An 18,712-nucleotide genomic window follows, 5' to 3' on the forward strand; every position below is an offset into this window, starting at 1 on the left:
GTTGCTCGTTTATGATGAAGACTTTAAAGATGCTTTAATTAATGCTTCCAATGAAACATCGGGACCACTTTTTTTCAATACCGTAGTGATATTTTTTTCTGCCTGGGCTTTGGTAAACCCTAGTGTGATCAAGGCTTGTAACGCTTCCTGTTTTAATTTATTGCTGTTTTGGATGAAGCCGCTTGCCGATCCTTCACTGGCAGTCATTCCTTCTTTTTTGATTTTATCTTTTAGCTCCAGAACAATTCTCTGCGCAGTTTTGGCACCGATTCCTTTAACCCGTTGAATGGTAGCATGGTCGTTTTGGAGAATGGCTTGTTCCAGTTCTTCAACGGTAAGGGAGGACAAAATCATCAGTCCGGTATTGGGCCCAACCCCATTGATAGAAATCAACTCTAAAAAGGCTTTCTTTTCTGAGGCTTCCTTAAAGCCAAACAGGGTGTGTGCATCTTCTTTGATATGCAAATAGGTATGTAGCATGATCTCTTCTTCATCCTTGACCAGGCCATAGGTGGTGAGGGAGATTTTGACTTCATAGCCCAGCCCGTGAATATCAATAATCACATAAGTGGGGTCTTTATGTGCTAGCTTTCCCTTTAAATAGGCTATCATATGGACTCAATGCTTTGGGCATCCACGACTGCTATGGCTACCATATTTACAATTTCACGAACGGAACTACCCAGTTGCAGTACATGGACGGATTTATTCATTCCTAAAAGTATGGGGCCGATGGCCTCCGCATTGCCTATTTCCGCCACCAATTTGTATGCGATATTTCCGGAAGCAAGATCTGGAAATATCAGCGTGTTGGCTTTATTGTTGATTAGTGCGCTAAATGGATAATTTTCCTTTTGGATATTTTCATCCAAGGCGACATTGGCCTGCATTTCTCCCTCAATTACCAATTCAGGAAAACGGGCCTTTGCCTTCAGCGTAGCCGTGGCAGTTTTGGTGGGAACATCGCCTTTTGCCGAACCGAAGTTAGAATAAGAAAGAATGGCAACTTTCGGGTCAATGTCAAAAAATCGTACGCCATTGGCGGTCAGTCCAATGATTTCAACCAGCTCATCTGCACTTGGATTCTCGTTAACAGTGGTATCTGCAAAGAAAAAAGGCCCTTTATCCGAGTTCATGATGTACATCCCGGCCACTTTATCCACTCCTTTTTTCACTCCTATGATGTGCAAAGAGGGTAAAATGGTTCGGGGGTAATCTTTGGTGAGTCCGGATATCAGGGCATCTGCCTCACCTGTTTCCACCATCATTGCCCCAAAATAATTTCGGTCTTTCATCAGTTTCCTGGATTCATAAGGAGTTAATCCCTTGCGTTTTCGCTTGTCATAGAGGATTTCACCAAACTTCCTTAATTTTACCTTTTCTTCGTTTGGGTCTATTACCAAAACATCCTCCAGGTCCAGGGAATTGACTTTGATCAGCTTTTTGATTTTTTGTTTGTTGCCCAAAAGAATTGGTTCCCCTATTTTTTCATCCCGTATAAGTTGTGCTGCTTTAAGTATTTTGGTATTGTCCGCTTCTGCAAATACCACGCGTTTGGGGTCTTTTTTGGCCCTGGTTATGACGCGCGACATCAATCTCTGGTCAATGCCTATTCTTTCCTGCAAGTCCAGTTCATAGGCTCCCCAATCCTGTATATGTGTTTTTGCTACACCAGAGGCCATGGCAGCTTTGGCCACCGCAGGAGCTATGGTGGTGATCAATCTGGGATCCAGTGGCTTTGGGATGAGGTAGGTCTTGCCAAAAGCCAGCTTGGACTCCCCATAGGCTTTGTTGACAATGTCTGGAACAGGTTCTTTGGCCAGGTTGGCGATGGCATAAGCTGCTGCCAGTTTCATTTCTTCATTGATACCGGTGGCTCTCACGTCCAGTGCTCCCCTGAAGATGTAAGGAAATCCGATCACATTATTGACCTGATTGGGGAAATCAGATCTGCCAGTAGCCATGATGATGTCCTTTCGGGCCGCCATGGCCTCTGCATAACTGATCTCCGGGGTAGGGTTTGCCAGGGCAAATACGATGGGGTTGTCTGCCATGGTCTGCACCTGTTCCTGACTGATGATGTTACCTGCCGATAGCCCCAAAAATACATCTGCACCCACCATGGCTTCGCTGATATGGCGGATATCTTTGTCGGTGGCAAACATTTTGTGTATCTCGGTAAGACCGGGCCTGTCCTGCCTGATGACACCTTCTATGTCACACATGACAAGATTTTCTAAGCGTACACCCAATCCTACATAAAACCGGGCACAGGAAATGGCCGCTGCCCCTGCACCACTTACCACCAGTTTGATGTCTTCAATTTTTTTACCGATCATTTCCAGGGCATTCAGTAAGGCCGCTCCTGAAATAATGGCCGTTCCATGCTGGTCATCATGCATGACCGGTATGTTCATCAGCTCTTTTAATTTTTTCTCGATGATGAAACATTCCGGAGCTTTGATATCTTCCAGATTAATGCCCCCAAATGTAGGCTCAAGTGACCGGATGATTTTTATCAGGCTTTCGGGGTCGTTTTCATCAATTTCCAGGTCAAAAACATCAATGCCGGCAAATTTTTTGAACAACACACCTTTACCTTCCATTACTGGTTTCGAAGCTGCCGGTCCAATATTTCCCAAACCCAGTACGGCTGTGCCATTGGATATAACCGCTACAAGGTTTCCCTTGGCGGTATACTTGTAAATATCATCCGGGACTTCCTGAATGGCTTTGCAAGGTTCTGCTACACCGGGAGAGTAAGCCAGTGCCAGATCTAGTTGGCTGGAGAGTGGTTTAGAGGGGATTACCTCAATTTTTCCCGGCTTTTTGAATTGGTGATATTGTAAGGCATCTTCTTTTCTTATCTTCATGATGTAGCGACTAGGGAAAAATGATACAAGCGGTATTTAGTTTTCTTCGAGGCTATTCTCAAACTCGGTGGAAAATTCGGTGGCATTAAGAATGGTCTCAATTTCTCTTAAGGAAGACCTATGTGCTTCATTGGGATAATAGACAAAACCCTCTATATAAAAGATTTTACCCTGCTCCTCATCTACGACGGTGTAGGACAGAAAGGACCCGCCCATGGAAAGATTGTTGGTTTTCCAGGCACCTCTCATTTCCACACTATATTGGCCATCTATTTGTGTGTTTTTAAAAACCGGTGGTTCAAGCCTTTCGGTAACGATATAGGATTCTTTCTTGGCCGGATCTCCGAAAATACGTGTTTTGGTGATTTCATCTCTAAACTTGATGATGTTTTCGGGGAAAAGCTGCGCTTCATCGGTATAATCTGTTTGATAGAAAAACAGGCTGATGTCAGGCTTGTCGGGCCTGAGGGTTGGCTGTCTGTACCATAAAAAATTTTCTTCTTCCATTGCTAACTGGTAGGAGGCCGGCAGATTGAGGGTGATGCCGAATTTTTCCCCGGATTTTACAATTGCCTCACTGTTTTTTCTGTTGAATAATGCTTTGGCCAGCCGCTCCCTTTCTCTATTGATGAATAGATTTTGAAGTTGAGATTTGTTTGATTTTAAGTTTTTGATCAGTTCTTCCTCATTTTCCCCAAAAAGATAAAGTACTTCCTGGCCTATGGCAAACTCATCATTATTCCTGAGCATGAACAAGGTGGAGTCAGATTTGCTCATTTCAATGGATTCAGGGGTAAATTGATTGGTTATGTTTCGGCTGGCAGGATTTTGATCGTCAAATGTGGTAACATATACCATGTTGTTGGCCATCTTGAGAATTCTTGTCAGCTCCCTGGGATCCACTTTTCGGGTATAAAACATGGATTCATCACGGATAATACCAGGTATACTGGCTTCAAAAACTTCCTTTAGTGCATCCCCTACAGGACCTGCATATTTCGCAGAGTCGATTACCAATAGGATTTCACCTAGTGAACCCCGGGCCTTTGGCTTATTACTTGACGAGCCATTCGGCCCATTGCCCTCACAAGCAAATAGTATAATTCCTGTCAATAAGCCCAATACACACTTTCTTATGCTCATATTTATTGGTTTGTTGTTGTAACAGGCCTAATTTAGGGAAAAATGGTAAAGGGAAAAAATTAAATTAAAAATATAGTTTAAATCAACTGATTTTTAACTTTTGGCCTGGCTTGATCTGGTTGTTATTGAGGTTGTTCAATTTTTTCAATTGATCAATGGTCACTCCATCCAGTTTTCTGGATATTAGCCATAAAGAATCTCCGGGCTGTACAGTATACATTTTTCCAGATCCTGTTTGAGAAATATTATCCGATTCCTGGGAGGCAAGACTTTTTTCAAAGGTATCACTGTCTTGGTAAATATGGAGTACCTGACCTACTCGGATGGTATTAGAATACAAGCTGTTCCAGCTTTTCAGCTGGGTTACACTAACGCCGTAATTCTGGGCTATTTTTCCTAAAACGTCCCCTGACCGAACCCTGTAGGTAATATTGTGAAGGGGTTTTTCTTCTTTTTCCGGTAAGGAAGCCAGATAACGCTTTTTGGATATTTCCAATGAATCGACCAGCCAATCCAAGCTCTCGGAAACGTAAGTATGCTGGTGTTTTGGGATATTTAAAGGAATGTTTTTGCTAAATTCAGGTACTTCACTTCTCACAAGGGATGGATTCAATAGCTCCAGATCCTCTATACAAAGATCCGTATGTTTGACCAGATTTTCGAAAGTAAAACCAGTGCCCAAATTCACTTTTTCGTAGTCTACTGCATAAGCAGGTTCTTCCAGGATTAAATTATGTTTTTCCGCATGTCTCAAAACATACATGATGGCTTGAAATTGTGGGATATAGCTTCTGGTTTCCCGGGGAAGGTACCGGTATATGCCCCAAAAAGTCCGTTTTCCAGATCTTCTGATAGCCTTGTTTACATTTCCCGGTCCGCAATTATAAGCTGCCAGGGCCAATTCCCAGCTGTTAAACCTTTTGTTTAAAGCCTTAAGGTAACGGATTGCCGCATCGGTAGATTTTTCGGGATCCATCCGGTCGTCAACATGACTGTTAATGTAGAGTTGAAACTCTTTACCTGTAGCAGGCATAAACTGCCATAAACCTAAAGCCCCTACCCTTGACCTGGCCTTTGGGTTTAGACCGGATTCAATGATCGCCAGGTATTTGATGTCCTCCGGCATATCATGTCGCGATAAGGCTTCATCAAACATCGGGAAATACATGTCCTGTCTGGCCAGAACCATTCGGGTATAATCCCTGTTTCTGACAGTAAAGTAATCGATAAAGGCGAAAATGGTTTCATTCAATTCAAACGGCATATCCGTTTCCATTTCAGAAACACGTTTGGCCACTTCATCATAGGTAAAATCCGGAATATGATCGTAATCATAATAAGGAAGCACTGCTTCCTGTGTTTCTTCCCCCTTATTGGCCAATAAAATCGAGTTATCCTGTGCTGCTGCCTGCTGTAAAAATAAGCCTAGCATACAAACACTCCCCATCACTTTGTAGAAAAATCCTTCCCTCATATCCATAATATTTATTCATTTATTCCTGACCTTGTCAAATAGTTGGCAAAAGCATACAGCTCGGCTTCTTTAAAAGAATTGGCCATAATTTGAAGACCAATCGGCAATCCTTCTTTATCCTTTCCATTGGGGATAGATATCGAAGGCACTCCGGAAACAGAAGCCTGCACTGTAAAAAGATCCTCTAGGTACATGGCTACGGGGTCATTTGAATGTTCCCCGAATTTAAATGCTGTACTCGGTGTTGTCGGCAGGACAATATAATCAAATTTAGTCAATAAATCTTCTGTAAATCCCTTTATTAATCTCCTTACTTTTTGCGCTTTGGTAAAATATGCATCGTAATAACTCGCACTCAACACAAATGTACCCAGCATGATCCTTCTTTTCACTTCCTCTCCAAAACCTTCAGACCGGCTCAATTTATACATGCTTTCCAAATTGTGTGCATTTGGACTGCGGTAACCATATTTCACTCCATCAAAGCGCGATAAATTGGAGCTTGCTTCGGCAGTGGTTAGAATGTAATAGGTAGGTAAAACATAATCCAGAAGCGGAAAATTCACTTCTTCCACTTCATGCCCTTCATTTTTCAGCTTTTCCAGCACATTCAGGGTATGTTGTTTTATTTCCGGCTGTACAGCCTCAGAGTGTACTGTCTCTTTGAGATAGGCTATTTTAGCCGGTTTGTCAAAATGGAGTAAGCCACTGTAAGCGGGCACGGGTTTTCTGGAAGATGTGCTGTCAAAATCGTCGGGACCGGCCATAGTTTCCAGTACCAGGGCGTTGTCTTTTACATTGTTAGAAAATACACCGATTGTATCGAAGGAGGAGGCATAGGCAATCAGACCAAATCTGGATACCCTGGAATAGGTTGGTTTAATGCCTATTACTCCCGTAAAGGCAGCAGGTTGTCTGACGGATCCCCCAGTGTCGGTGCCCAAAGACACGGTACATAGATTGGCTTTTACGGCCACAGCTGAACCCCCTGAAGAACCACCAGGCACACGGCTTTCATCAACTGGGTTCAGAACTTTCCCGTGTACGGAGTTTTCATTGGAAGATCCCATTCCAAACTCATCACAGTTTAACCTGCCTATAATAATCGCATCTTCATCGATAAGCCGTTGTATGGCTGTAGCAGTGAATTGCGACTCAAATCCTTCGAGAATTTTACTTGATGCATTGGCAATATTTCCCTGATAGCATAGGACATCTTTGATACCAATCACCATACCGGCTAATTTACCGGCTTTTCCATTATCGATTTTCGTATCAATGGCTTCAGCCTGTTTTAAAGCCGAAGGGCCATAAACTTCAACGAAGGCGTTTAAATGCGCCTTCGTTTCAATGTTTTTCAAGTAATGATTTACTATCGCTTTACAATTTGTTTCTTTATTTTCAAGCGATTTTTTTATCTCATCGAATGAGCGGAATTTTTCCAACGTGTTATTTTTTTGCTTTTTTGTTGTCATCTTTCAACCCTTCCTCCAAATCATCCTGGATTTCTTTGGTGGCATCTTTAAATTCCCTGATACCTCTACCAAGACCTCTAGCCAATTCAGGAATCCTTTTGGCGCCGAAAAGAAGAATGACTACCAGAACGATGATCACCAAAGATCCCCCTCCGATATTTTGTATGAAACCCAATGTATTCATGTTTTGCTTATTTTGATTTTGAAATTATTACAAATATATAACCATGCTTTTCTAACGCAAAGAATTTAAAGCATGTTGTAATCTTTTTTTATAAATATACTAAAATTTAAGCATTATTTACTAGAAAGCCAAATACTTGGGTCCATAACTTGCAGTCCTTTCCAGGTTTGAAAATGTAAAGCAGACACTCCGTCTTTATCGGTATAAACGGTGCCAATTGTTGTGGAAGTATTTACTTCTTGTCCTGATTTGACCGATATGGTTTTTAACCGGCTGTACATGGTGTAAAAATCTCCATGTTTGATGATGATGGTGCCTCCCATACCAGGAACAGTAGTGATTTTCGTTACCACGCCTGCAAATACTGCCTTCACCTGCGCATTGTTATTGGTTTGGATGTCCACTCCGTCGTTGGTCTCTGTGATCCCTTTGAGGGTAGGGTGCGGAAACGTACCATACCTTTTGGAAATGAATCCTGATTCTACGGGCCAGGGTATATTTCCCCGATTGCTGGCAAAGGAAGCCGAAAGTGCAGCACCTTTTGGGGTTGCGGGAAGTTTTTCTGTTGAAGTATCTGCTTCTTCCTTTTTTTCTTCCACTTTTTCGGCTGCTTTTGCCAGCCTCATTTCCTCTTCGATTACCCGCTTGATAAGTTGGTTGAGTTCCTCTTGTTGTTTTTTCGTGGCTGCAATCTCCTTTTTCAGCTCTTCCTCCCTTTGACTTAGGGAATTGACCAGTTGCTGCTGCTCAGTTTTCAATACCGCCAGTGCTTCTTTCTGTTCTTGCTCCTGTTGCAAAACAGCCAATTGGTCTGCTCGTTGCCCTTCCAGTTCTTTTTGTTTTTTTGTCAAATCCAGACTTACCATTTCCATCCGCTCCACCTGTTTTTTTCTGGCATCACTGTATTGCTTGAGGTACCTCAGGCGCATGTAAAATTGCTTGAATGTGGCGGAGGAAAAAATGAATGTAATCAGATTGATGCCTTGATTCAGTTTGTATGAGGTGTAAATCATTTCGGCATATTCCTCCTTCAGCGTCTCTAGTTCATCTTCTAGTTGCGTAATTTGATTTGAGGTCTGTTTGATTTCCAGATTTACAACCCGCAATTCTTTGTTTAGGGTGGCAATATAGCTTTCCCGCGTCTCCAGCTTTTGGATTACAGCGCGGAGCTCACTCAGGGAGTTTCGCTTTTCATTGGTAGTCTTTTTTAAAACCGAGTCAAATTCCCTGAGTCTTTTTTGTATGGCCTCTTTTGCTTTTTCAAGCTCTGCCCTGTCTGCGGTAATCTGGGCATAGGCCTTCGGATGATAGAGAAAGCCTAATACGAATAGAAAAAACAGAAAAAAACAGCAGGCATGCGCCCCGGATTTAAAAGTTATATGGAAAACTGAGTGGGTCATTCGTTAGTTCTACTTTTACCATTTCTGCATTCATGAAGAAATTGGTATTTGGTTTTTGTGGTAAGCTGAGTACCATTTTAATAATGGCCTGGTAGGGGAAAGGCTGGCCATCCAGATCCCTGAAATCCATATAAGATGCCGAAAGACTGCCAGACCGGTTTTTAGAAGCCTCACTTTCCAATTGGGAGACCTTGCCGTGGCTTGCATCCACAAGGGTTTTGTATTGAATGTTTTCACGCTCCTGCCTGAGTTCAAATATTTTTCCTATTCTTATCAAACGGTCCCTGTAGCTGAATTCGTGTGGGATGTTGGCGAAAAGAAGGTTTTGGAAAAGTGAAAATGACAGCGGCACCCCGTATTTTTTCTGAAACTCTTCATAACCCATATCTATTTTCTGGCCATTGATCCGGTCCCTGATCTTAATCTGATCGGTGCTGATGTAGCCCCTTACCGCTTCAATTCCCAGCCCTGGTGACATGTTAAACCAAATGATACTGTCCTTTTTGGCTCGGATGTTAAGGGTGCCTTTGGTTATCTTCCCATCCTGTTCTTCCAAGGTAATCTTTCCTTTTGCCGTCAGGTAGTTGTAATTTAGATAGGAAGGCTCAAATTGTTCCATGACCGTATCGCTGGTGTAGGACATGGGTTTTCTGGCACAAGACCAAAACAACAGGGAACCCATAAGGAAAACCAATAATTTACCCTTACTCATAGTATGTTTTGTTTTTTATTTTTAGCGTCAGAAATTCAGAAGTTTCTTTCATTTCTTTGGCCTTGTTCCAGTATTTCAGGGCGGCTTCTTTCTCTCCCAGTTTAAACAGGATATCCCCATAATGTTCGAGGATTACACCACTTGGCGTATCCAGGTGTTTGATCGCCTTTTCCATGTACGTTTTGGCTTCCTCATACCTGTTTAGCTGGAATAAAACCCATGCATGGGTATCCAGATAGGTAGGGTTTTCAGGATATCTAGCTACCAATTTTGAGGACATTTTATAAGCCTTTTCAAGATCCTTTTTTTCCAGGGAGAGAAAATAGGCATAATTATTTAAAATATGTTCATTATTGGCATTTTGTGACAAAACTTTTTGATAGGCATCAAATGCGGCATCCTTCTCACCAAGCGCATAAAGTGCATCACCCAACTGACCATTGGCCATTTGGGAAAGTTGGGGGTTTTTACCGTCATTTAGCGCTATGGCTTTGTCAAGGGCTGTCCTGGCAGGCTCATTGGCATTCTCACCCAACTGGGCTGTGCCCAGGAAAAACCAAAATTCAGGCTTTTCGGGAAAAACCTGCGTAGCCATATCCGCTACTTCCACAATTTCAGCAAAAGGTTCCTGGTTTTCAAACATCAAGGGTAACAATTTTTGGTAAACACCCTCATTGTCAATTTTTATGCGGATGGATTTTTTAAAATAGGATATCGCCTGATTCGGGGAATTGTTCTGTAGTTTCCATTCAGCAAGTATGGTTAAAACCTCCGGATCTCCAGGATGGTGCATTTCCATGTCCTTTCCCAAAGATTCCAGGAGCTGATCTCTAGAAGAATTTTGCAACTCAGCCATGATTCCTTTAAAAGCCCGGACTTTTATTTCCCCATCCAGATCAGGGTTTTTAAAAGCCTCTTTGATGTATTTTCTGGATAGCTCCAAATCCCCCTTTTCTTTGTAAAGTGTGTGAGCAGCCATTTTCAATTCAGGCTGATTGGGATAAGCCGTCAATGATTCCAGAACCAAGGCCAGTGCCTGCTCCGTTTTGTTGTTGTTGAAGAGAATCTCTACCAAAGCCAACACATATTTGGAATTGCCGGGATGGGCGTCTATCAGTTTTTGCCCTTCTTCAATGGCCATACCCAAATTGTTTTTCCTCAGATAGATTCTTTGTTTTTGAGCAGTAAGCTGCTCTACTACGCCATAATACTCCTCTGCTTTGTTAAGTGCCTCCAAAGCCTTGTCAAATTCATTGGAATTGAGATAAATGGATGCTAAATCCAGAATATATTGCCGGTAATCACCTTCTTTTTCCATTAAATTTTCAAGAACCGCAGCGGCTTCCCCGTTCCTGTTTAGTTTGGTGTAAATTTCAGCCATCTGAAGGTGATAAAATTTATTTTCGGGGTCCAGTGCCAGGGCTTGTTGTCCAAGATCAAGTGCTTTTTCGGGTTTATTGGCGCGCATCATCATCTCAGATAACTTAAAATAAATGGCGCTTTCCTGGTCATTAAACTCCAATGCTTTATTGAAATAAAAATAAGCCTTTTCAAAATCTTCCAGCATCAGGTTTTTTTGACCTTCTATAAAAAGCCTACTGGCCATCATTTCCTTTTTCTTGGCTTTTCTTTCCTTCCGGCTCAACTTTTCCTGAGCCATAGCTGGTTCCAGGCCAAAGCTGGAGATGACCAAAAAGGCTATAAACCAAAAGAAAATTTTACTATTTATGCTATTCATTGATACAAGGCTTAATTTCAGATTGTCAAAGGTCTGGTTAACAATAAATGAAACCATTTTTACTAAGAAACTCCTTATAGATTAAAGTGTTGCTCGTTGAAGGCAAAATCAGACCATTTTTTCATTATCAATTGAGATACAATTTACTTTTTATTTTGGTTCCCAAAGACTTACAGGACAACCTTAACGCACAGGTGCAAGCTGCCTACCTTCCGGTACTGCCATATCCTCCTAGGCCCCGGGATGTTTCAGAAAGTTTGTCTTTGGGCATCCAGGTGATTTGTTCATGTTTGGCGATGACCATTTGAGCAATGCGCTCTCCATCCTGAACGGTAAAATCTGTATTGGAATTATTAATCAACAGTACTTTAATTTCGCCCCTATAGTCGGCATCTATGGTTCCCGGACTGTTGAGTACCGTTACACCGAATTTGTATGCCAATCCGCTCCTTGGTCGTATTTGTGCTTCATATCCCTCCGGCAGTTCGATAAAAAGGCCGGTTCCGATCAACTGCCGCTCCAGGGGCTTTAAAACCACCGACGATTCAATGTTTGCTTGCAAATCAAGCCCGGCAGCAAGAGGGGTCTGATAAGCAGGGAGAGGGTGTTTGGATGTATTGATGACGTTAATTTTCATTCTTTTGTTTTGAAATGGATTGAAAAAGCAAATATAGTTCCTTTTTTTCCATCAGGAAAATAAGCAGCAGAAAGACCACAAGTATGCCATTGTGCAACATAAAATTGACAAAAAGATTTCCCGTGTCCCATAAGAAGCCAGCATAACTGAACAAAAAGGATACAGTAAGGTAAACGAGTCCTTTTTTGGTTTGGTAAGGAATGGGATAGTATTTCTGACCGGTATAATAACACATGATTACCATGGTCAGGTAACATGCCAAAGTACTCAGGGCACCTCCAATAAACCCCAGGACCGGAACCAGCGTCAAAATAACCAAAATGGTGACCACCGCACCAGTAAAGGTAATGTAAAAGCTGTATTTGGTTTGGTCGGTGATTTTAAACCAAATGCTCAGGTTATAATAAACGCCAAGCAACAGATAGCCCATCAAGAGGATGGGTACCATGGGCAGGGCAATGGCATAACCTGCCGCCTGAAAAAAAAGCGCTCCGATGAGTTTCAGGTTGACGGCTACGGCTACCATTAATGTGGAGCAAAATATAATAAACCAATGCATTACCCTGGCAAATAGCTCAGGATTGTTTTTGCTTTCAGCTTGCTGGAAGAAAAAAGGTTCAGCAGCATATTTGAAAGCCTGAATGATCAGGCTCATCAGTATGGCTAATTTAAAATTCGCGCCGAAAACCCCTCCTGCTTCCCTTGAACTGAGCTGTGGGTAAAACCCGTCCGGTAAGGCATATTCAAACAAGCCCCTTGAAAACACTTCATTGGTAACCCCGGCCAGGCCCATAAAAAGCAGCGGTAGGGCATACTGCCACATGGGCAACAGGACGACCTTCTTCAATTCGAATTTCCATCCACCCACCAGTTTCCATAGAAGCGGTAGAATAAGGAAGTTCGCCAGAGCATTGGAAAGTAAAATATAATCTACCCCCCAATCGGGTCGAAACCAGGAGGAAACCCAGGTTTGTAACTGCGGAAGGATGTCTCCCTGAATAATATGGAAAGTAACGACAATGAAAAGGACGTTAAAACCTACATTTAAAACAATGTTCAATAATTTAACCAGGGCAAAAGAAAGCGACCTTCCCTCCAGCCTTAATTTAGCAAAAGGGATGGCCATGAGTGCATCTATGGTGAGAATCATTGCTGACCATTGAAACAAGTGTGATTTTCCGGAGAAATCGAATAACAGGCTGAGGGGTTCAGCAGTCATATACAGCAAAGCCCCTAACAAAAGAGCCACCAGACAGACCAGTGATTGGGCATTTTGATAAACTTTTTGGGGATGGAGGCCTTTACCAGTGGCGAAGCGGAAATAGGCCGTTTCCATACCGAAGGTAAAAACCACATTCAAAAAAGCAATCAAGGCATACAGTAAGGTAAAGGAGCCCAAATCCTCTTTTGCCAGATAACCGGTGTATAAGGGAACCAGCAAAAAATTGATGGTTTTGCCCAGGATACTACTGATACCATAAACTGCGGATTGCCCGGCTAATTTTTTTAACAGGCCCATAAAAAATAAAAAAGGGGATTATTCCCCTTTAAAGTTAGGTTTTCTTTTTTCAAGGAAAGCTTTGGTACCTTCTCTGTAATCTTCTGATTTGACACACCTGGCAAAGCTGTTGGCCTCAATCTGATAGCCGTTTTCATCACTTGCATAAACCGCATTCACACAATCCACTATCATACCTATGGAAAGGGGAGCCTTGCTCATGATTTTTTTCAATATCTCTTCTGCTTTGGCGATGGCGGCTTCTTTGTTGGGTTCTATATGGTTTAAGAGGCCCAGTGCTTGGGCTTCATTCACATCCAGCATATCTCCGGTCATGAGGATTTCCGTGGCTTTGGTTCTACCTATCAGGTGGGTCAATCGCTGGGTGCCCCCGTATCCGGGAATAATTCCAAGGTTCACTTCCGGTTGTCCAAACTTTGCATTGGTAGTGGCTATTCTCATGTGACAGGCAATTGCCAATTCACAGCCACCGCCTAAAGCGTAGCCATTAACCACTGCGATAACCGGTTTGTGGCAGGATTCCACGATTTCGAAGACTTCCTGACCAAATTCGGCAAACTTTCTCGCATTGAGTTCATTAAGCTCGGAAATTTCGTTGATATCAGCTCCGGCAACAAAGGCTTTTTCCCCGGCGCCGGTGATGATCACGCCCCTTATTGACTTGTTGTCGTTTACTTCATTGAAGATATTTTTCAATTCCTCCAATGTGTTAAAATTTAAGGCATTGAGTTTGGGCTCTCTGCTGATGGTTAGATAAAGTATTCCATCTTTGGTTTCTGAAAGAATAATTTTTTGTTCAGCCATTCCAATTCTACAATGTTAAGCTCCAAATATACGAGGCGCATGAACAATCACAAAAGATTCGGTTAAAAATCATGTGTTGTTGAAAAGGTGTATTTGATAAAATAGGTAATAAAATGCATTTTGTACCTTAAAAAAATAATTTGATGAAATTAGCATTTGGTTTGGCGCGTAGTTATTCCTTGCCAATTTTTAAATCTATTGTCTTGTCCTTCATTTATTTCCCCTTCTCTTTTTATAATAAAAGAGGACTTGAAATGTTTGTGTACCAATATTTCCTATTTTTGTACCATCTTAAATTCAGTAAAACTTCAAAGATTATCCTTATGTCCGAAAAAAGAAAAATAACAGTTGCCTATGGAGATGGTATAGGCCCGGAAATCATGAAAGCCACTTTGTCTGTTTTAAAAGAAGCCGGGGCTGCCATTGAAACTGAGGTTATCGAAATCGGCGAACAAGTTTATTTGAAGGGTATCAGTTCCGGGATTGCACCCAGTGCCTGGGATTCTCTGCGGAATACAAAAGTGTTTTTGAAATCTCCCATTACTACTCCTCAGGGAGGAGGCTTCAAGAGCCTGAATGTGACTACGAGAAAAACATTGGGCTTGTACGCAAATGTGCGTCCCTGTAAAGCTTTTGCTCCCTTTGTCAGGACCCATTTCCCAAAGACAGACATGGTCATCATTCGGGAAAACGAGGAAGATTTGTATGCAGGCATTGAACACAGGCAGACAGATGAAGTATATCAGTGTTTAAAACTGATTTCCAGGCCAGGAAGTGAGAAAATAGTCAGGTATGCTTTTGAATATGCCAGGATGAATAACCGTAAAAAAGTTACCTGCATGACCAAGGACAATATCATGAAGATGGCAGATGGGGTTTTCCACCAGGTGTTCAATGAAGTAGCCAAAGAATATCCCGAAATTGAAACAGATCATAAGATCATAGACATTGGCACCGCCCTGATTGCAGACAGACCGGAAATGTTTGATGTGATCGTTACTTTGAATTTATACGGTGATATCATTTCTGACGTGGCAGCTCAGATTACCGGCTCAGTGGGTTTGGGAGGCTCTGCCAATATTGGTGAAGATGTGGCCATGTTTGAAGCCATTCACGGGTCGGCACCGGATATTGCAGGAATGGATATCGCAAATCCCTCAGGCCTTCTTAATGGAGCAGTCATGATGCTGGTTCATATCGGTCAGCCAGAGGTGGCAGAAAAAATCAGTAATGCCTGGATGGCCACCCTTGAAGATGGAATTCATACAGGCGATATTTATCAGGAGGGCATTAGTAGACAAAAAGTGGGTACGCAGGAGTTTGCTGCCGCAGTCATAGAGAGACTTGGAAGAGTGCCCTCAAAATTAAAAAAAGCGACTTTTTCGAAAGCCGTGCGTACTGAAGCAGAAACAAGGGCGGCACTGGCACTGAGGCCTTCCAAACCTTCAGAAAAGGTACTTATTGGTTTGGATGTATTTATTGACTGGAAAGAAGGGGACCGCAATGCCAACACAATAGGGGACAGGCTTCGTGAGGTAAATGCCGGTGGATTGAAAATGCAACTGATCACCAACAGGGGAGTACGGGTTTATCCAGATGGGATGAAGGAAACCTTTTGCTCTGACCATTGGCGGGTAAGGTTTTTCAATGCAGACGAAACAGTCATAACGCATGATCAGGTCATTGAGGTGCTCAAACAGGTACAGCAACTTGGTTTTGATTTTGTGAAAACCGAACACTTATACACCTTCGATGGGGTGAGGGGTTTTTCTCTTGCTCAGGGGGAATAAATCCGGAAGCTTTTCGGGCATCTGACATGCAGGCATCTTTTGGGTCTGCATGTCTTTTTATTGTGTTATGGTATGAAACGAGTTTTGATTATTACCTACTATTGGCCTCCAAGTGCAGGTTCTGGCGTTCAGCGCTGGGTGAAATTCACCAAATACCTTCCGGAGTTTGGTTGGCAACCTGTCATTTTTACGCCTGAAAACCCGGACTTTGGCCTATTGGATCCCTCCCTGGAAAAGGAAGTATCGCCTTCAACAGAGGTGCTGAAATTCCCCATTTGGGAGCCCTACCAGCTTTTCAGGCATTTTAAAGGAAAAAATTTAAAGGATACCTCTGTGATACTGGAGAGAAAAGATCCTTCCTTATTGGACCGACTAGCCGTATGGATGAGGGGGAACTTGCTGATTCCGGATCCACGAATTTTTTGGGTGAGGCCTTCGGTAAAATTCCTGGCAGACATCTGCGAACAGAATAATTTCAGTGCCATCATTACCACGGGACCTCCCCACAGCATGCACCTGATAGGGAGGGGGCTGAAAAGAAAAACCGGGCTTCCCTGGTTGGCTGATTTTCGGGATCCCTGGTCTTCCTGGGAGTTTCTGGACACCCTCAACCTGACTTCCATTGCCAGAAGATATCACCAAAAACTGGAGCGTACAGTTTTCCGGGAAGCAGATGCCTTGTGTACCATTTCCCCGACCTTCAAAGCCGAGATGGAAACCCTTTCCGGTAAAAACGTACAGCTGCTGACCAATGGTTTTGATCCGGATGATTTGCCCAAGAATTTCGCTCCGGTTTCACCTGCAAAAAAAGTTTTGGAAATTGTATATTCCGGCGTAATTGACAGTATCAGGGACCCTGTTCCTTTTTTAATGGGAATGAAGAAGATTTATGGCCAGGATCGGGGAAAAATCAGGCTTACCCTGGTAGGCAAAGTCAACCAATACGTAATGAAGCTGATCAGGGAAGATCCCTGGCTAAATGCTCATGTCTATCTGCCTGGATATGTAAGCCATAAGGAGGTTTTTGAGTTTTATGAGCGGGCTCATGCCTTGCTTTTGATCCTTACTGATACCAAAAATGCCAAAGGGAATATTCCTGGAAAGCTTTTTGAATACATGGCCACAGGCAGGCCGATCATAGCTTTGGGAGATCCTCAGGGAGATGCCGCCCAGATCATTTATCAGGCAGGGGCAGGGGAGGTTTTCAGGCATGACGATGAAGCTGGTTTGATTCGTGGATTGTCTGAAATTGCAGAAAGCAGTTCCGAAAAGGGAAGCAATGAATATATACAGGCTTATAGCAGGAAGAACCTTACCAGGGACCTGGTGAATTTGCTTGAAAAGGCAATTGAGGGGTAATAGGAATTAATTGATCCTGCCATAAAAAATTGACTTGATTTTGTTTATCACCAGATCCATTGCCTCAGGAGCCGCTTTAAGCCAATAAATCAGGGCCAGGTAAAGCAGAGATACCATACTGCTTCTAACCAGAAGGTCCAAAAGTACCGGTTCAAAAACTGGGATCAGGTAAAAAGAAACAGCCCAGCTGATGCCTCCTGTAAACAGAATAGTGAAGATGCCTTTGGTAAAAGGATTGAATCCCAGCCTTATTTTCACAAAGAAAAACTTTAGCAAATTGTAAAAAAACATGGCCAGCAGGGATGCCAGTGCTGCCCCTTCTATCCCGAAGGCCGGAATTAACGCAAGGTTAAAGAGGATGACTGCTGCACACATGAGTAAGGTGGCAGTAATGTTAAAAACGTAAAATTTAGAAAATACAATGATTTCACCGTTTACTGAAAACAGGATATCTGTCAGTTTCCCCAGTCCGATCAGTAATACCACCCATTTCCCGGCCTGGTAGACCTCTTTATTGGGTACAAAATGGTACAGGGTATCAATATTAACCCAGATCAGTAAAAAGATCAACAGGCAAATCAGCAGTTGGTGAACGGCAATTTTTTTATACAGCACATCTATTTCATCCAAAAGATTTGCGGCGAATTTTTCCGATATGAGGGGCATGGCCACCTGAGAAATGGCCCTTCTCGGCATTTCGATGACTACGGCAATGGAAAAGCCTATGGTGTAAATAGCGTTGGCATCCAGACCAATCATGGAGCTGACCATCAGGCTATCTATTTTCATGATCAAAAGAGCTCCTGCAGTGCCAAGTAAGGTAATTGTATTGTACTGTATGAATTCCTTTCTAAAAGATCCCGGAATCCCCTTCCACCTGAAGTCAAAATGAAAAATACCAATATGCACCATATATCCTGCCATGGCCAGCATGGCCAACAAATAGACCCCTCCCATGCCCCAAATCATGAAATGAAATGGGTAAAACGCCAAATAGTAGCCTATGACCAACAGGGCCATCAACAGGCGGAGGAGTACATCTCTGATCAAAGATGGAATGGCTATTTTCAGAAAAGACCGGCTAAATGCATCCAAAAGGGTGTTGATTACGGAGAAAAAAGTTATGATAAGTGCTACCTGCAGGAAATTATTGACTTCAGGAGCTTTATCCGAAAAGGAAGTCATGATGGGATTTTTAAACAGTAAGAAAATAATCACCACCAAAGCGTATCCAAGCATTCCCAAAAAGAGGCTAAAAGAAAAAAAAGCGTATTTTTGATGCTTTATTCGGGGAAAAAACCTGGTGATTCCATTACCAATTCCCATTTGGGCAAATGGTACCAGGAGTAAGGCCATGTCCTGTATGGTTTTGAACAAACCAATTTGTTCCGGTTCCAGAACGTAAGGCATCAGCCATAGCAGGTTAACATAGCCGATCAGCACCCCAATATAGGCCGCAATGGTGGTCAGTATGCTTTGTTGGGCTGGTTTACTCAAGTTAAAGGAGAATAATAAATTTTAACTTTCCGGTAAAAAGGTAAAGTTGGGGTACCAAATAAATCATAGGCTAAATTAGTTGTTTTTCGTCAGTATAATTTTGTACT

The 18,712-nt window shown here is 42.6% G+C and carries 15 protein-coding genes; 2 read left to right on the forward strand and 13 right to left on the reverse strand.

The annotated features are described in order from the left end of the window. Positions 1–9: 9 nt before the first annotated feature. The 12 genes from ruvA to G9Q97_RS03435 form a co-directional block, all read right to left on the reverse strand. Positions 10–612, reverse strand: a complete 603-nt coding sequence (gene ruvA, locus G9Q97_RS03380; RefSeq protein WP_166143116.1) for a Holliday junction branch migration protein RuvA — start codon at positions 610–612, stop codon at positions 10–12. Continuing rightward, complete coding sequence (locus tag G9Q97_RS03385) at positions 609–2,873, reverse strand: NADP-dependent malic enzyme (protein ID WP_166143118.1); 2,265 nt, start codon at positions 2,871–2,873, stop codon at positions 609–611. The genes ruvA and G9Q97_RS03385 overlap by 4 nt, the downstream gene beginning before the upstream one ends. Before the next feature lie 36 nt (positions 2,874–2,909). Beyond that, positions 2,910–4,016 carry a DUF4837 family protein gene (locus G9Q97_RS03390; RefSeq protein ID WP_166143120.1) on the reverse strand — a complete coding sequence of 369 codons (1,107 nt, stop codon included), beginning with the start codon at positions 4,014–4,016 and terminating at the stop codon, positions 2,910–2,912. A gap of 82 nt (positions 4,017–4,098) precedes the next feature. After that, a complete protein-coding gene (locus tag G9Q97_RS03395) occupies positions 4,099–5,490 on the reverse strand; it encodes a lytic transglycosylase domain-containing protein (protein WP_166143122.1) in 1,392 nt (463 codons plus the stop codon). 11 nt (positions 5,491–5,501) lie between these two features. Continuing rightward, entirely contained in the window at positions 5,502–6,935 is a 1,434-nt protein-coding gene (gatA, locus tag G9Q97_RS03400) for an Asp-tRNA(Asn)/Glu-tRNA(Gln) amidotransferase subunit GatA (protein ID WP_166143124.1), read from the reverse strand. Positions 6,936–6,939: 4 nt separating this feature from the next. Continuing rightward, on the reverse strand, positions 6,940–7,149 hold the full coding sequence (locus G9Q97_RS03405; protein ID WP_163381692.1) for a Sec-independent protein translocase subunit TatA/TatB: 210 nt from the start codon (positions 7,147–7,149) through the stop codon (positions 6,940–6,942). A 113-nt stretch (positions 7,150–7,262) separates the two neighbouring features. Continuing rightward, positions 7,263–8,549: a murein hydrolase activator EnvC family protein gene (locus tag G9Q97_RS03410; RefSeq protein ID WP_166143126.1), complete on the reverse strand. Its 1,287-nt coding sequence runs from the start codon at positions 8,547–8,549 to the stop codon at positions 7,263–7,265. Continuing rightward, a complete protein-coding gene (locus G9Q97_RS03415) occupies positions 8,518–9,261 on the reverse strand; it encodes a DUF4292 domain-containing protein (protein WP_166143128.1) in 744 nt (247 codons plus the stop codon). The genes G9Q97_RS03410 and G9Q97_RS03415 overlap by 32 nt, the downstream gene beginning before the upstream one ends. Then, complete coding sequence (locus G9Q97_RS03420; protein ID WP_166143130.1) at positions 9,254–10,999, reverse strand: tetratricopeptide repeat protein; 1,746 nt, start codon at positions 10,997–10,999, stop codon at positions 9,254–9,256. The genes G9Q97_RS03415 and G9Q97_RS03420 overlap by 8 nt, the downstream gene beginning before the upstream one ends. Before the next feature lie 205 nt (positions 11,000–11,204). Next, positions 11,205–11,636 (reverse strand): dUTP diphosphatase, encoded by a 432-nt coding sequence (gene dut / locus G9Q97_RS03425; RefSeq protein WP_166143132.1) that lies wholly within the window; start codon positions 11,634–11,636, stop codon positions 11,205–11,207. Continuing rightward, positions 11,626–13,155 (reverse strand): lipopolysaccharide biosynthesis protein, encoded by a 1,530-nt coding sequence (locus tag G9Q97_RS03430; protein ID WP_166143134.1) that lies wholly within the window; start codon positions 13,153–13,155, stop codon positions 11,626–11,628. The genes dut and G9Q97_RS03430 overlap by 11 nt, the downstream gene beginning before the upstream one ends. Positions 13,156–13,173: 18 nt before the next feature. Then, complete coding sequence (locus G9Q97_RS03435; RefSeq protein WP_166143136.1) at positions 13,174–13,959, reverse strand: enoyl-CoA hydratase/isomerase family protein; 786 nt, start codon at positions 13,957–13,959, stop codon at positions 13,174–13,176. A 323-nt stretch (positions 13,960–14,282) separates the two neighbouring features. On the opposite strand from G9Q97_RS03435, the gene G9Q97_RS03440 reads away from it, so the two are divergent. Beyond that, the gene (locus G9Q97_RS03440; protein WP_166143138.1) at positions 14,283–15,749 is read left to right on the forward strand and encodes an NADP-dependent isocitrate dehydrogenase; all 1,467 of its coding nucleotides are present in this window, start codon (positions 14,283–14,285) and stop codon (positions 15,747–15,749) included. 72 nt (positions 15,750–15,821) lie between these two features. Then, positions 15,822–17,108: a glycosyltransferase family 4 protein gene (locus G9Q97_RS03445; RefSeq protein ID WP_166143140.1), complete on the forward strand. Its 1,287-nt coding sequence runs from the start codon at positions 15,822–15,824 to the stop codon at positions 17,106–17,108. Between the two features lie 6 nt (positions 17,109–17,114). Here the strand turns inward: G9Q97_RS03445 and G9Q97_RS03450 are convergent, their stop codons facing one another. Further along, positions 17,115–18,605 (reverse strand): oligosaccharide flippase family protein, encoded by a 1,491-nt coding sequence (locus G9Q97_RS03450; RefSeq protein WP_166143142.1) that lies wholly within the window; start codon positions 18,603–18,605, stop codon positions 17,115–17,117. Between the last annotated feature and the right edge of the window lie 107 nt (positions 18,606–18,712).

This window comes from Cyclobacterium plantarum (genome assembly GCF_011290685.1).
GTDB lineage: Bacteria > Bacteroidota > Bacteroidia > Cytophagales > Cyclobacteriaceae > Cyclobacterium > Cyclobacterium plantarum.

Excerpts from the sequence above, each read along its gene's own strand:
- ruvA (WP_166143116.1), bottom strand. The coding sequence starts at position 612 with ATGATAGCCTATTTAAAGGGAAAGCTAGCACATAAAGACCCCACTTAT.
- G9Q97_RS03385 (WP_166143118.1), bottom strand. The coding sequence starts at position 2,873 with ATGAAGATAAGAAAAGAAGATGCCTTACAATATCACCAATTCAAAAAG.
- G9Q97_RS03390 (WP_166143120.1), bottom strand. The coding sequence starts at position 4,016 with ATGAGCATAAGAAAGTGTGTATTGGGCTTATTGACAGGAATTATACTA.
- G9Q97_RS03395 (WP_166143122.1), bottom strand. The coding sequence starts at position 5,490 with ATGAGGGAAGGATTTTTCTACAAAGTGATGGGGAGTGTTTGTATGCTA.
- G9Q97_RS03405 (WP_163381692.1), bottom strand. The coding sequence starts at position 7,149 with ATGAATACATTGGGTTTCATACAAAATATCGGAGGGGGATCTTTGGTG.
- G9Q97_RS03410 (WP_166143126.1), bottom strand. The coding sequence starts at position 8,549 with ATGACCCACTCAGTTTTCCATATAACTTTTAAATCCGGGGCGCATGCC.
- G9Q97_RS03415 (WP_166143128.1), bottom strand. The coding sequence starts at position 9,261 with ATGAGTAAGGGTAAATTATTGGTTTTCCTTATGGGTTCCCTGTTGTTT.
- G9Q97_RS03420 (WP_166143130.1), bottom strand. The coding sequence starts at position 10,999 with ATGAATAGCATAAATAGTAAAATTTTCTTTTGGTTTATAGCCTTTTTG.
- dut (WP_166143132.1), bottom strand. The coding sequence starts at position 11,636 with ATGAAAATTAACGTCATCAATACATCCAAACACCCTCTCCCTGCTTAT.
- G9Q97_RS03430 (WP_166143134.1), bottom strand. The coding sequence starts at position 13,155 with ATGGGCCTGTTAAAAAAATTAGCCGGGCAATCCGCAGTTTATGGTATC.
- G9Q97_RS03435 (WP_166143136.1), bottom strand. The coding sequence starts at position 13,959 with ATGGCTGAACAAAAAATTATTCTTTCAGAAACCAAAGATGGAATACTT.
- G9Q97_RS03440 (WP_166143138.1), top strand. The coding sequence starts at position 14,283 with ATGTCCGAAAAAAGAAAAATAACAGTTGCCTATGGAGATGGTATAGGC.
- G9Q97_RS03445 (WP_166143140.1), top strand. The coding sequence starts at position 15,822 with ATGAAACGAGTTTTGATTATTACCTACTATTGGCCTCCAAGTGCAGGT.